We start from the raw sequence: 13,037 nt of genomic DNA, 5'->3' as shown, positions 1-13,037 counted from the left end.
GTCACCAAGCCACTCATGCAGAGATACTCCTTGGCTGGACGTGACGCTCTTCTTTGGCTGGCCCTTCCTGAAGGAGCCAGGCGTGAAGATCGCGCAAGCCCTGCCGCCACCCAATCTGCGGCGTCCATCCCGTTGCTTTGGCCAGGGCGGTCGTATCGGCGACGAAGTACAACTGATCTCCAGCACGCCAGTCAGCGTTGGTGGTCGTGAGTTTGCAGCCGGGAAGTCTTTCAATCTCGGCGATGATCTCCGCGATGCTTACCGCGTTGGCTGGACCACCACCTAGATTGAATGCACGGCCGCTGAGGACATCGATGTCGCCCAGCAACTTCTTGTAGGCAGCAATCGCGTCCTCTACATGCAGGACATCGCGCACCTGCTTTCCGTCGCCATAGATGCAAATTTTCTTGCCTGCCATTGCGCAGTTCAGGAAATGGGCTACCCATCCCTGATCTTCTGTTCCACACTGCCTCGGCCCGTAGATACAACTCATCCTCAGCACGGCCGTTTTGAGGGCAAAGGACCGAGCGTAGTCCAGCACATACTGATCCGCCACGCCTTTCGAGCAACCATAGGGCGTGTGCAGGTCAAGCGGTCGGGTTTCGTCGATACCACGCTCGCGCAGCTTCGGATCGACGGGCATGTGGCGGCCACCGAAATCATCTTCCAGGCCGATGTCGCGCAACACACCGTAAACCTTGTTGGTACTGGCAAAGATGACGGGTGCACAACGACCCGCGCCTCGTACCGCTTCCAGGACATTGAGTGTACCGCGAGCATTGGTTTCGAAATCTTCGAGGGGGTGCTCCAAGCTGGTCGTGACAGCCGTCTGGGCTGCGAAATGAAAAACCGCCTTTGCTTCCCTTAAGGCCGGCTGAATCGCGTCGAAATCGCGTATGTCGGCAATAAGGGGCTGCACGGCTTCGCCATGATGAGATCTGAGCCATGCAAGATTATGCTCAACGCCTTTTCGGCTGAGATTATCGATCACAACCACCTCCTCTCCCTCACGCAGGAAGCTGTGGGCAAGGTTGGAGCCCAGAAAGCCACTACCTCCCACGATCACGATCGCTCCGGCATTGGCATTTGCCAGGCTTGGTGTTGTAAGATGGGGATGGTTATCGCGAGATCCTGTGCTCATATCACCAGCCCTCGTTCTTCCAGGTTTCGCTTCATTTCAGCGCTGCGGTCGATCGCACCGACGCTGCGCACCCAGGACGCGAATTCTGCCAGGCTGGTCTCCAGCCGATGCGAGGGCTCGAATCCGATAAGAGCGCGCGCCCGGGTAATATCGGCGAAACAATTGCGTATATCGCCTGATCTGGCCTTGTACAGAATTTGCGGTTCGATCCCGGGTACCCCCATAGCAAGGGCGAGCATCGAAGCAATCTCGGCGATGCCAAACGCTTGCCCGCTGCCCACGTTGATCACGCAGCCCGAAGCCTGCGGACGCTCCAACGCCAATCGGAACGCCCGCGCCACGTCTCTGACATGGACGAAATCCCTTTGTTGACGACCGTCCTCAAAAATGATCGGGGCCTGCCCGTTGGCAAGGCGTGAGGCGAAGTTGGCAAGAACGCCGGTGTACGGATTGGAGAGGGCCTGGCCTGCTCCATAGACGTTGAAAAGGCGTAATGCGACAGCCTCTACGCCATAGGCTTGACCAAAAAGGAGCACCTGTCGTTCTTGCGCGTACTTCGTCAAAGCATAAATCGAAGCGAGATCGACCGGCTTGCCTTCGTCGGTCGCGACAGGTCGCAAGGGTGAGCGATTTGCCGCAAGAGGGTCCCATCTGCCTGCACGAATATCAACTGCATTACGACGGGCATCTCCAACCCGCGCGCCGGTCTCAGTTTCATAGAGTCCCTCGCCATAGACACTCATCGAGGAGGCGACGACGATCCTGCGCACTGGAGTGTCAATCATTGCCTGCAACAGCACAGCCGTGCCGAAGTCATTGACGCCAACGTAGCGCGCTATTTCGTACATGGACTGGCCGACACCAACCTCTGCGGCGAGGTGGATGACACTGTCAATGTCGGCCAAGGCTTCCTTGATCGCCGGAACGTCCCGGATATCGGCCTTCCTGAGTTCCGTCCCTTCGGAAATCCGCAAGACCGTGTCGCCGTGAACCTGCTCGTTGAGCGCATCCAAAACGCGCACTTCGTAATTTCTCGAGAGAAGCTCCTTAACCACATGCGAGCCGATGAAGCCGCAACCTCCAGTGACAAGTATCTTGACCATAACGCACCTCAGGATTGTTGATCAGCAAGAGCGACAAAGCTCCAACACCTCTTCAGGGTTGTTTCCTTGGTGCTGCTTTTCCTGTTTCTGCTCTCTCTCGTGCTGCGCGGCCATTGCATGACCACGAGCTACAAACCTCGACTTCGTCCATGTGTTCCTTCGTCGCTGACGAGGAACAAAGTCGGGCGCCTCCGGTTAAGTGCGCGATCTAGACGGATGCCAGCCCTTTTCCAATCGCCTCCGAACGATCGAACGAGTTCCCCAAGAAGCGGGAGGGGCAATATGAGCCTGCAGACAAGCGAAGTAATGCATGCCGCGGTTGTGACCGCACCTGGGCAAGTGCGCATTGAGACCCTTCCGTTGCCTCAACCGCAACGCGGACAGGTACGTATCCGGCTGGAAGGCTGCGGCGTTTGCGCGTCAAACCTCGTGCCGTGGGAAGGTCCGACTTGGATGGAGTTCCCGACAGTTCCCGGAGCGCTTGGACACGAGGGGTGGGGCATAGTGGACGCGGTGGCGGATGATGTAACGACGGTAGCGGTAGGCGACCGCGTCGCGGCACTCAGCTATCATGCCTATGCCACACACGATGTGGCGGATCAGTACGCGGTCGCGCAGTTGCCGAATGCTCTCGACGGCCAGCCCTTTCCGGGCGAGCCCCTTGGATGTGCCTTCAACATCCTGCATCGCTGCGCAATCAAGGACGGTGAAACGGTGGCGATTGTCGGCCTAGGATTCCTCGGGATCGTACTGACCGAGCTTGCGACCGCAGCCGGAGCGCGTGTCATCGCGATATCGCGGCGGCAGTCGTCACTCTCCTCAGCCAAGCTCGCTGGGGCCAGCGACGTCATTGCCATGAGTGACCATTGGCAGATCATCGAACAAGTCAAGCGGCTGACATCGGGGCGCCTGTGCGATTGTGTCCTCGAAGCGGTGGGCAAACAATGGCCACTCGATCTTGCGGCGGAGCTGACGAAAGAGCGTGGCAGACTCGTCATTGCCGGCTACCATCAGGACGGTCCGCGCCATGTTAATCTGCAGCTCTGGAACTGGAGGGGTCTTGATGTGATCAACGCTCATGAACGAGATCCTGGCATATACATGGTGGGCATTCGCAACGCGATCGATGCCGTGGCTGCGAAGCGGTTTGCACCGTCATCCCTTTACACTCACGAGTTCCCGCTGCGCGAGTTGGCAGCGGCACTCAATGTGACCCGTGACCGCCCGGAAGGGTTCGTCAAAGCGCTGGTCCGGTGCGATGGTTAGCGTCGCTTCAGGCTCATCGCCCGGCATTGTTCGGCCGCGCCTGGGCTTCCTGGGTGTTGGCTGGATCGGTCTTGATCGCATGAGAGCAATTCTCTCAACCGGGAGGATCGAAGCGATCGCAATCGCCGACCCTGCGCCTGAAAGGGTCGCCGCGGCACTCGAATTGGCCCCGAACGCAACCGTTTCCTCGTCCCTCGAGGCAATGCTTGATCAGGACGTTGAGGGTATCGTGATTGCAACTCCGAGCGCCTTCCATGCAGCGCAGGCGATTGCCGCATTGGAGCGTGGAGCGGCGGTATTTTGTCAAAAGCCTCTTGGCCGCAATTGTGCGGAGACGTCGGCGGTGGTCGACGCTGCTCGGCGCAGCGACCGGCTGTTGGGTGTGGACTTGTCTTATCGGCACATGTCCGCCATGCGGCGCATCCATGCGCTGATCAATTCGGGCGACTTAGGCTCGCTGTACGCGGTTGATCTCGTCTTCCACAATGCCTATGGCCCGGGAAAGCCCTGGTTCTTCGATCGGGCGCTCGCTGGAGGGGGGTGCGTCATCGATCTTGGGGTCCATCTGGTCGATCTTCTTCTATGGCTCCTTGGGTGGCCAGACGTGGTTCGAGTCGAAAGTGCCTTGTTTTCGAAGGGTGCGCGCCTGAAGCGGGGAGCCGAGGAGGTTGAGGATTACGCAATCGCCACGCTCGAACTTTCAAGCGGTCTCGTCGCGCGTATTGCCTGCTCATGGCATCTCAATGCGGGATGCGATTCTATCATCGCCGGAGAGTTCCACGGCACGCATGCAGGAGCTTGCTTCCGCAACGTCAATGGGTCTTTTCTCGATTTTACGAGCGATCACAACAAGGGAACGGCTCGCGAGCAGCTTACGTCCCCCCCTGATTCATGGCCGGGGAGAGCCGCTGCTGCATGGGCGATGGAACTTGCGTCCGCAAATCGCTATAGTGCGGGCAACCGGAATTTGATCAGGGTCGCTGAGGTTCTGGACCGTATTTACGAGTGCTAGCTCAAACGACAGTTATTGAGGAAAGCTCATCAAGTCAGGTAGCGTTCGAGGTGCCTGCGGTAGCGCGATGCGGTCTCTTCCAATTGCGGAACGTCGGCGTCTGCCGCGCCGGATCGAGCCGATACCCACAGTCCCAACTGGAACGCTGAGTAGCACGGTTCAAGACATGTCTGGAGCTTGGTGTTCACGTCTCTTCCACAGTTTTTCGAAACGATCGATCGTAAAGCGTCCGTTTCCGATCGGGAAAGATCAAACTCGACACAGGCACCAGCAAGGTCCCAGGCTACGTCCTGAAAGCCTATCAGATCGTGTCCGGTGCTATGATCAAGCGCATCGGCCTTCAGGTAGTTTTGACCCGCGTGCAAGGACCATTCCCAGCGATGCAGCCTTCCATCGATGTCGACGGGCCGCACAGCCTCTATCTTCGCCATGTTGATTTTCGTTGTTAGATGCCATGCGGCGCGTGATCCCATTGTTTCGTGCACATTGGCCACGGCCATCTCGCAGAGCGTCGAAAGAGGCGCACCGCGAAAACGGCTCTTCGGAAGATAGAGCGTGCGAAAAGAGAGGTAATTCCCAAGGTGCTCGATGAACATGTCGCAATGAATCTCCTCCAGCTGCAAAGGTCGACCAACGCACCAGCGTTGAACGAGGAAACCGTGGCAAAGCCCCATAACCGGCTGTATGAAACCCTTATCGGCCAGAAGCCGAGCCCGGACCAGTTTTCGGCTCCCCGTCTCTCCAAGTCCTGCGAACTTGACAAGCCATGTGGCGTCCTCGGTATGAGCCAGGAATTTTCTACGCTCAAACCTGGGGTCGGTCGGTGGCCATTCACCCGCATCGCAACCGAGCTTCCAACGCCATTTACCGGCAGAAATGTCCTCCAAAGGCTCTATCAGCGGGCCTACCAATTGGCTAAGCCATTGGGCGAGCCGGCACGATGAACCGAGAAGAAGATCGTCGAGATCGCGAACATGGCTTGTGGTTTTGCTCCAACGCGTTTGACGTCGCTCACCGGCCTTCGAGCCGGGTCCCCCCTTATGGCTTGGGAAGAAATGGATCCGCTCACTTTCAAATCCATGATCTTCCAGCCATTCAGCCACGCAGCAGAACGAACTGCCGGAAAGGCCTGGCCCCTCATCGACGATCGCCACATCGCCTTGCGCATAATTCAACAATTTTTTTGATAGCTCTGACGCCATTGCCACTCGCCTGTCGAATGGGTGTCCCAGTGGACGAAGCGTTGTAGGCGCCTGCGCTCCAAGGGCTGATGCGCACATGGCCGATAGACTTGCGCCTATGCTTCGGATCCCGATTACCAGGGTACTCGACGACAGGCCGGACGCAACTGCAGCCTCCGCATAACTCTCGGGATAGACAGCATAGAAAGCGTAGCCTTCTGCTTCCTTGGTCTCGACGATCTTCGGCGCCCGAAGTCTGGCAAGCAAATTCGGGATACGGTCTGGAACAATAATGGGCGCCACCATCGCGCTCCGCCACGAGCGAACAACAAGCGTGGCGAGATCACGAAGCAGAAGCTCGCCAACGTCGCGCTCAACAGAAGGGCGATCACAGCCCGACATGGCCTGATCCTTGTCAACCACCCCCTCAACCAGTTCAGCCGCGCTCAGCAAGAGGGCAACAAGTGCGCAGTGGCGCTCCAGCCCGGGTGCCTGCCGGTCTATCGCCCGCAACCGGGCGGTCAGTTCCACGCACATCGCGTCCACGCATACTGACTTCCTCTTTTCGCCGTAGATCCACATCATCCCGGTCTCCGCCTGTCGATCCAACTCTCCTGAACGCGGATTGATCCAGCTTAAATGCGTTGGAGGAACCTATGTCGTAGGCGTTGGTTGGACGAGGATTGTAGCTGTGGAGACGATCATCGATGCCAACGAAATCCATCAGAGTTGCGCTGGTCGGTATCGGCAATTGCGCCTCATCTTTCGTCCAGGGATTAACCTTCTACAAGGAGGCACCAGACGATGAGCCGGTCCCGGGACTGATGCATGCCACTCTCGGGGGGTATCATATCCGCGATATTAAGGTCTCAGCCTGTTTCGATGTGGCTGCCGCCAAGGTTGGATTAGACCTGGCGGACGCGGTTTACGCCCTCCCGAACAATACGATCCGTTTCGCCGACGTCCCCGCGGCCGGCGTTGTCGTTCAGCGTGGCCAGACGCATGACGGGATCGGTCGATACTTGCGTGACGCGATCAGAGAGTCCACAGAGGCACCCGTAGACGTCGCCAAGGTGCTCAAGCAAACAGAAACCGATATCGTGGTTTCCTACCTTCCCGTTGGCTCCGAGGTTGCGACGCGCTGGTACGCCGAGCAGGCGCTCGCCGCCGGCTGTGGCTTCGTCAACTGCATCCCCGTCTTCATCGCATCTGACAGATGTTGGCAGCGCAGGTTCGCAGAACTTGGGCTCCCCCTGATCGGAGATGACATCAAGAGCCAGGTCGGAGCGACGATCATTCATCGGCTCCTGGCGAACCTCTTCCAAGATCGCGGGGTGCGAATGGACCGCACCTACCAGCTCAATTTCGGAGGAAATACCGACTTTCTCAACATGCTTGAGCGAGAGCGACTGGAATCAAAGAAGATATCCAAAACGCAATCGGTCCTCAGCCAATTAAGCGCACCACTCGCATCCGAGAACATTCACGTCGGCCCAAGCGACCATGTTGCGTGGCTCGCCGACCGGAAGTTTGCATATATTCGGGCGGAGGGAACGACCTTCGGCAATGTTCCCCTCAACCTCGAACTCAAACTGGAGGTGTGGGATTCTCCTAATTCGGCCGGAGTCGTCATCGACGCGGTGCGCTGCGCCAAGCTCGGACTTGACCGAAGACTTGGTGGTCCCTTGATCGCGCCTTCCAGCTACTTCATGAAGTCTCCCCCTCGCCAGTTTACGGATGCCGAAGCGCGCCGCCTCCTTGAGGACTTCATAGCCGGCGATGAAGACGCGCTCCAAGGAGCGAGCAAGTGACAACGACGTTCCTGCTCGTGCGCCATGCCGCACATGACAATCTGGGAAGCTACCTGGCGGGTAGAACGATGGATGTTTCCCTCGGCAGCGACGGTCGTCAACAGGCGGTGCGTTTGGCCGAGCGGCTCACGACAGATAAGGTCGACGCCATTCACACGAGCCCGCGCAAGCGCGCCCAGGAGACCGCAAGAGCGATTGGCGCAGCGCGCGGATTGTTTCGAATGGAGATCGAGGAAGCTCTGGATGAGGTGGATTTCGGCCGATGGGCCGGCGAAAGCTTCAGGACCCTCGACAGTGATCCGCTTTGGCGCAGGTGGAACGCTGTTCGCAGCTTTGCTCGAACGGCCGGTGGAGAAACCATGCTTGACGTCGAGAAGCGGGTGATGGAGCTCATCGAGACGCTCGAAGAAAAAAGGAGGGGCGACACGATATTGCTTGTGAGCCATGCCGAAGTCATCAAGGCGGCGGTGTGCCATGTCCTGGGAATTTCGACGAATGCCTCGGAGAGCTTCGAAATTGCGCCCGCGTCTGTCTCGACGATCGTTGTGGGTGAATGGGGTGCAAAGATCTTGAACCTGAACGAACGTGTGTAGGCCGAGGCATCGCCCGAACCGTTCTTCCGTCAAGCCCGGAGGTTGTCGATGATCGAAGCTGCGATGATATGGAACGAACCGAACAACAAGTCCCATTGGGATCCGGAGGTTGATCCGGATTGGAGCCGGTTTGCTCAAATGGCTAAGCTGGCATGCCGGGCGATCGGCGATGTGAACCCGCAACTGAAAAGAGTTCTCGGCGGCATATCGCCCATCGATCCGCATTTCCTGTCGCTGATGAAGTCATACGGGGTGCTGGATCACGTCGATGCCGTGGCCGCTCACGGGTTCCCACTCGATTGGAACTTGTGGCAGATCCAGGAATGGCCGCAAAAGCTCGAAGAGCTACGTGTCGTGACAGATCTTCCCCTTTGGGTGAGCGAAGTAGGCGTGTCGACGTTTGGCGCCGAAGAAGTTCAACTTTGGGGGTTGCGCAAGACGGCCGAGCTACTGAAAGGAAAGGTCGAGCGCCTGCAATGGTACAGTCTTTATGATTTGCCACGCGCCTGGCAGGCCACAACGCGACATAGGGAGGCCGAAGGGTCTTCCTACTATCGCCACTTCTATATGGGGCTACTTCGAGAGGATGGCTCGCCCAAGCTGGCACTCGAAGAATTCGCGAGGAACACACCTGATATGGGCCTTGTTCAATGGTTTAATTTCGAAGATGAAAGATTGGAGGACGCCGTTTCTTGGATGAAACGACTTGGGGTGACCTATCTGCGTACCGGGCTGTCCTGGGCCGATAGCTTCCGCCCCAACGCGCTCGACTGGTTCGATCGCCAGATGAGCGCTCTCGAAGAGTTTGAAGTAACAATCACTTACTGTTTCACGCCCGAACATAGAGGGCTCGCCCCGCATCACACAAGCCCACCCCTCGTGCCAGAGGAGTTCGCACAGTTTTGCGCCGACATGACGACGCGCTACGCGCCGCCTTCACCCCCCTTTGGCGGAAACAGTCGATCGACAATGGCGCCCAACCAGCCCCGCGAATAGGCAACTCCCTGATAAAGGGCGAGCATCGAAGAGGCCCAGCAGAGATAGATCCTCGGAGCGTTGAGGCTTCGCGCAAGCCAGAATACACGATGACTGCCTTCGCTGATTGAACTGCGCAGCCAATAGATCACCATCCTGCGGGTTTCTAGTCCACCCCGTTTCGGCATGACCCGCTTCTTCGGGATGACGCCGCGACGCGGCCAACTCAAGCGAAAAGCGAGCCCCTCGCGGCGCTGCCGAAAACCCGCCGCCTGCGTCCGTATGACGAATTCTGCGTCGACCTCTCGCAACTCTAAACGTCCTTCGGCAATCGCCGCGCGAACAAGCTCCTCGATTTGAGGATTGCGCACAATCACAACACTTGTACCGTTGCCGTCGGATGAATATGGTTCAACCCAGGCATCGCCGAAAGAAATATCGGCAGTTTCGGCAACGACGTCATCGCAAAAGTTGCAGGCTGAGTTCTGGAAAAAGCCCGCGCCCCAGTCGCCATCGGCGAGATGCCACCAGTCGAGACGTTTCACTCCTCCATTTCTCAAACGCAGATGCGCGGCATACCAGTTGGCAGGTCGGGCGGTGTCCTTGAGCCGGAAGTCGAGGGCCGCCACCCCTTCCATTTGTTCGCCCATCTGCCAAACGAGGCTTTCGGCAAACCGCGCGCTTTTCATGTGTCCACAAAAGAGACCGAGCGTGAATGTCAGCCGCTCCTTAATCAGCGGATCTTGTTTGGCCAGCAAATGAAGAGCCTTGATGAAGCACGGGATGCCAGTAACCGCATAGCGCCCCGGCCGTTGTCTGATCTCACGGATGATGCGTGACAGCTCTACGGGATAGTAGCGCGACTTGGCACCGCTGCAGACTTCGAGAGCCGAACGCGAGACGGCATATTCAAAGAGCGGAACACCAGGGGTTAAGCGAGGGACCACATGCGCAACGCCGTCCACCATGCCCCGTTTCAAAAGCTCCGCGGCTGCCCAGCTCGCCATTCCCCCGGAACTACCATGCGCGCGGAAGCGGCCTTCACGCACATGGCCGACGAAGGCCGCTTCAAATCTACCGATCAACGGATTGATAAATCTTGGTGCCTGAAACAGTGAGGACGCAATGTCGTCTTCGTTTGAAGCGTGAGGAGAAAACGAGCAAAGCTCTCCGAACCCGGGAACGTAACCCGCCGCCAAGGGCTTTATTTGTCCGAGCCTGTCGTAGCGCATCGTGCCGCCCATTGATCGCGCAGCGCAGCATCCACATCCGATGCAAAGGCCCGAGCGCACGATGCATTCCGGCGTGAGCGCCAGGCGTTCAGGGTCAACTCGATGAGGCTCACTGGACGACATTGCCGAGATACTTCCAAGATTGCTGGCGCAGCTCGCGAAGGCGATCGGAAACCGCCTGTCCCAGAGGTAGGTCCAGAATGGCCTCGTACTGAGTCGGTAACGTGCGCGAGGAGACGATGCGTTCCTCCACGCCCAGTAGCGTCGTTAAGTCACGAATCTTATTATGACGATAATCAGATAGAACACAGGCAAACGGTCTCGCGTTGAGAAGGGCGAAGACGCATCCATGGAAGAAATTGGTTGCGACGGCGCTCGCATATGCCATGCAGTTGGCAAACTCGAAGGGGTCCGCATCTAGCCAATGCTCATCGGCCCAGTCGTTTCGATAGCCGACGCTGACAAGCTTGTAGGCCCGCGCGTTCGCCCAATCTCGAACTCCGCACTGGAACCAGCGCGGAAACGAATGGCCATAAACGACCGCATAGCGCATGGCGGCTCGTGCACCGTCGATACGCGCTATAACTTCGGGAAACAGCAGGCAAGGATCAAGGACGATCGCGGCTTCCCGCCCAACATATCGCTCCAGAATCGATCTGGAATTCTCGTCTCTCACGGAGATCGCATCAAATTTTTTCAGGCGCAGCGCCCATCTGGAGCCGATTCCGCAGTCGGATGGGTGGCTGCCAAAAGTTGCCGCATAGGAAGTGATCCTGCGCGCGGCAAGGCCGTCGCCATAGAAGATCGGGCATCCACCATACCAGGGATGACGGAGGTTCCACACTTCGTCGCTACCAACGATGATCGTGTCGAAGGCCTCAAGATCCTGCGGTTCGTCAAGCAAGAACGGAGTGGTCAAAGGAAGACAATCCAGCGCACGGGCAAACTTCCGCACTTTTGCGCCATAGGCAGGAAGATCGGAGGGCAGTGACTTGATCGGCCGATACGGCTGCAAGGCGCAACGCAGTTCAGCGCGCCTGACCCGCTCGCAACGATGGTCGAGGATCCAGGCATTGGCACCAAACAATCTCAGGCCATGCACAAGGCAATAGGCTTGCCAGAAGGATCCATAGTTGATGCAGCTGTGAAACGTGAGAACGCCCATCTTAGGCAACGGCCAGCACCTCCTGCTCCTTCGAACTGGTAAACAGCGCAGAGGTTCCACTCACCTGGCTCCTCCTAAGGGGCTGGTGACCTAGTCCTCCAACTTACGCTTGTGCCGCTCCAGTTCGACGATTACCTCCTCCGGCGTGGTCGGAGAGGCAAGTCCACCTATATCACCGTCAACGTTCGAGCTGACCCCGAGACGTTCTGCTATGGCGCTCACAAGTGTCAGCACATGGGTCGCCTCCTGTTCAGCCAGAAGCGAGATCTGGAGGTTGAGATCGTCGCGCTCGTCATCGCGGTTAGCCATGCGGTTCTGGCTGATAAGCACAAACGTCGAAATGAAAATGGCCTCGACCGAGGCCACCATAGCCAAGACGGCGAAGGTCGGGTCGAACACCGGCGAGCCGGGCAGGATGCCGAGATTTGTGACGATCCAAGCTCCGAATATCGCGACATGTAGATAGACAAAAGTCATCGAACCGGCAAAGCGCGTGAGCCCCTGTGCAACACGGTCCTGTGTCGTTCGTGCTTGCTCCTGTTGGGATCGCCGCCTCAAGATGGCCCGGATGTTACGCTCGAGCTGCGCTTCACCATCGCTCGTATCAGTAGCGCCCGTACCCCCGGTTTCGACTGTCGATGCCATGAATTCTACTCCTGTTTGCATTGATACAGCGCGCCGCCAAAAGTAGCCCCGGGAACTTAGTCGGAGACAGTGAAGGGAATAGGCTTCCAACATCCCGCTCCATGTCCGACCGTGAATTGAAGGTCGATGATCACGCAGCAATCCCTTCTTTGTTCGCCATTTGCAAAGGCGTTCAAGCACAGCCGTTTTGCGAGCGCTCGTCACGGGAGTTCGCGACCGCCAGCCGCTTTTCAGCCGTCGCAAAACCGTTGCCTCGTTCCGATCCGCCATTTTCTTCCAAGCTCGCGCTTGCTTTCTCCGTATCAAACCGGCCGGTCAGTGGATGGTTCCGGTACGCCAAACCACTTTGCCGCGTCACGTCGGCAGGGATCATGAATCGGCTCCGGGCTGTTCTAAACAAACGGGCGAACGGCTGCGAACGCAGGGATCCTGCTTTCGCTTGAGGCTCTGAGCTCGATTGCAACGCTCAACGGTGTGCGCGGATCTCATCACGGCATGGCCGCAACAGCAGTCCACTCGCGAGAGGCGGGATACATTTACGCAACTGGAATCGTCATTTGCGACGCCCCGAGCCTTGCACCGACGGGGCAGAACCATGCATTTTTGCCTAGTTGATGCGCTTATAACCTCAGTGCCTACCTTGTGATCCAGCAGCGCAGTGAACTGCAGTCAGCATTAAAGTTGAGGAAGCCAAGGCTCGGCGCGTCAAATTGCACAAAATGCCGACACTATGATCAGCCGTCAGTGGACATATTCGGCTCCGAGAGGGTGACGGCTTTGACCAAAGTCGCGTCGCATCGTCTCTGGACAACAGTGACCCCTCTGCAACGCTTGACATCGGCGGGGCCGGCGCGCCGTCATTCAGTTTTCCGGCAAGCACGACCGCAATTGACCGTGACCGAAAGAGGCACCA

The 13,037-nt window shown here is 57.9% G+C and carries 12 protein-coding genes; 5 read left to right on the top strand and 7 right to left on the bottom strand.

The features are described 5' to 3' along the window. Nucleotides 1–13: 13 nt before the first annotated feature. Both LAC81_RS35520 and LAC81_RS35515 read right to left on the bottom strand, forming a co-directional pair. On the bottom strand, nucleotides 14–1,141 hold the full coding sequence (locus LAC81_RS35520) for an NAD-dependent epimerase/dehydratase family protein (RefSeq protein ID WP_223730888.1): 1,128 nt from the start codon (nucleotides 1,139–1,141) through the stop codon (nucleotides 14–16). Beyond that, nucleotides 1,138–2,244, bottom strand: coding sequence for an NAD-dependent epimerase/dehydratase family protein (locus LAC81_RS35515; RefSeq protein ID WP_223730887.1), 1,107 nt, complete (start codon nucleotides 2,242–2,244; stop codon nucleotides 1,138–1,140). The genes LAC81_RS35520 and LAC81_RS35515 overlap by 4 nt, the downstream gene beginning before the upstream one ends. A gap of 282 nt (nucleotides 2,245–2,526) precedes the next feature. Here LAC81_RS35515 and LAC81_RS35510 point away from each other — a divergent pair, with 282 nt between their 5' ends. Next, nucleotides 2,527–3,510, top strand: a complete 984-nt coding sequence (locus LAC81_RS35510; RefSeq protein WP_223730886.1) for an MDR/zinc-dependent alcohol dehydrogenase-like family protein — start codon at nucleotides 2,527–2,529, stop codon at nucleotides 3,508–3,510. Further along, on the top strand, nucleotides 3,503–4,522 hold the full coding sequence (locus LAC81_RS35505; RefSeq protein WP_223730885.1) for a Gfo/Idh/MocA family protein: 1,020 nt from the start codon (nucleotides 3,503–3,505) through the stop codon (nucleotides 4,520–4,522). The genes LAC81_RS35510 and LAC81_RS35505 overlap by 8 nt, the downstream gene beginning before the upstream one ends. Before the next feature lie 29 nt (nucleotides 4,523–4,551). On the opposite strand, the gene LAC81_RS35500 is transcribed toward LAC81_RS35505, so the two are convergent. Then, complete coding sequence (locus LAC81_RS35500; RefSeq protein WP_223730884.1) at nucleotides 4,552–6,288, bottom strand: hypothetical protein; 1,737 nt, start codon at nucleotides 6,286–6,288, stop codon at nucleotides 4,552–4,554. Nucleotides 6,289–6,410: 122 nt separating this feature from the next. On the opposite strand from LAC81_RS35500, the gene LAC81_RS35495 reads away from it, so the two are divergent. From LAC81_RS35495 to LAC81_RS35485, 3 genes are read left to right on the top strand one after another with little or no spacing between them, the layout of a single operon-like run. Next, nucleotides 6,411–7,514, top strand: a complete 1,104-nt coding sequence (locus tag LAC81_RS35495; protein ID WP_223730883.1) for an inositol-3-phosphate synthase — start codon at nucleotides 6,411–6,413, stop codon at nucleotides 7,512–7,514. Next, nucleotides 7,511–8,107, top strand: coding sequence for a histidine phosphatase family protein (locus LAC81_RS35490; protein WP_223730882.1), 597 nt, complete (start codon nucleotides 7,511–7,513; stop codon nucleotides 8,105–8,107). The genes LAC81_RS35495 and LAC81_RS35490 overlap by 4 nt, the downstream gene beginning before the upstream one ends. 48 nt (nucleotides 8,108–8,155) lie before the next feature. Then, nucleotides 8,156–9,103 carry a beta-xylosidase gene (locus tag LAC81_RS35485; protein WP_223730881.1) on the top strand — a complete coding sequence of 316 codons (948 nt, stop codon included), beginning with the start codon at nucleotides 8,156–8,158 and terminating at the stop codon, nucleotides 9,101–9,103. Here LAC81_RS35485 and LAC81_RS35480 read toward each other — a convergent pair. From LAC81_RS35480 to LAC81_RS35465, 4 genes are all read right to left on the bottom strand, one after another. Further along, complete coding sequence (locus tag LAC81_RS35480; RefSeq protein ID WP_223730880.1) at nucleotides 9,031–10,437, bottom strand: Coenzyme F420 hydrogenase/dehydrogenase, beta subunit C-terminal domain; 1,407 nt, start codon at nucleotides 10,435–10,437, stop codon at nucleotides 9,031–9,033. The genes LAC81_RS35485 and LAC81_RS35480 overlap by 73 nt on opposite strands. Beyond that, on the bottom strand, nucleotides 10,424–11,488 hold the full coding sequence (locus tag LAC81_RS35475) for a polysaccharide pyruvyl transferase family protein (protein ID WP_223730879.1): 1,065 nt from the start codon (nucleotides 11,486–11,488) through the stop codon (nucleotides 10,424–10,426). The genes LAC81_RS35480 and LAC81_RS35475 overlap by 14 nt, the downstream gene beginning before the upstream one ends. 81 nt (nucleotides 11,489–11,569) lie before the next feature. Next, nucleotides 11,570–12,124: a DUF1003 domain-containing protein gene (locus tag LAC81_RS35470; RefSeq protein ID WP_223730878.1), complete on the bottom strand. Its 555-nt coding sequence runs from the start codon at nucleotides 12,122–12,124 to the stop codon at nucleotides 11,570–11,572. A gap of 172 nt (nucleotides 12,125–12,296) precedes the next feature. Further along, nucleotides 12,297–12,497 (bottom strand): hypothetical protein, encoded by a 201-nt coding sequence (locus LAC81_RS35465; protein WP_223730877.1) that lies wholly within the window; start codon nucleotides 12,495–12,497, stop codon nucleotides 12,297–12,299. Between the last annotated feature and the right edge of the window lie 540 nt (nucleotides 12,498–13,037).

Origin of the sequence: Ensifer adhaerens, assembly GCF_020035535.1 — a bacterium.
GTDB lineage: Bacteria > Pseudomonadota > Alphaproteobacteria > Rhizobiales > Rhizobiaceae > Ensifer.
Note: the sequence above shows the minus strand (reverse complement) of the source record. Positions and strands in the feature narration are given on the sequence as shown.

Excerpts from the sequence above, each read along its gene's own strand:
- LAC81_RS35510 (WP_223730886.1), top strand. The coding sequence starts at position 2,527 with ATGAGCCTGCAGACAAGCGAAGTAATGCATGCCGCGGTTGTGACCGCA.
- LAC81_RS35515 (WP_223730887.1), bottom strand. The coding sequence starts at position 2,244 with ATGGTCAAGATACTTGTCACTGGAGGTTGCGGCTTCATCGGCTCGCAT.
- LAC81_RS35505 (WP_223730885.1), top strand. The coding sequence starts at position 3,503 with ATGGTTAGCGTCGCTTCAGGCTCATCGCCCGGCATTGTTCGGCCGCGC.
- LAC81_RS35520 (WP_223730888.1), bottom strand. The coding sequence starts at position 1,141 with ATGAGCACAGGATCTCGCGATAACCATCCCCATCTTACAACACCAAGC.
- LAC81_RS35495 (WP_223730883.1), top strand. The coding sequence starts at position 6,411 with ATGCCAACGAAATCCATCAGAGTTGCGCTGGTCGGTATCGGCAATTGC.
- LAC81_RS35480 (WP_223730880.1), bottom strand. The coding sequence starts at position 10,437 with ATGTCGTCCAGTGAGCCTCATCGAGTTGACCCTGAACGCCTGGCGCTC.
- LAC81_RS35500 (WP_223730884.1), bottom strand. The coding sequence starts at position 6,288 with ATGATGTGGATCTACGGCGAAAAGAGGAAGTCAGTATGCGTGGACGCG.
- LAC81_RS35465 (WP_223730877.1), bottom strand. The coding sequence starts at position 12,497 with ATGATCCCTGCCGACGTGACGCGGCAAAGTGGTTTGGCGTACCGGAAC.
- LAC81_RS35485 (WP_223730881.1), top strand. The coding sequence starts at position 8,156 with ATGATCGAAGCTGCGATGATATGGAACGAACCGAACAACAAGTCCCAT.
- LAC81_RS35470 (WP_223730878.1), bottom strand. The coding sequence starts at position 12,124 with ATGGCATCGACAGTCGAAACCGGGGGTACGGGCGCTACTGATACGAGC.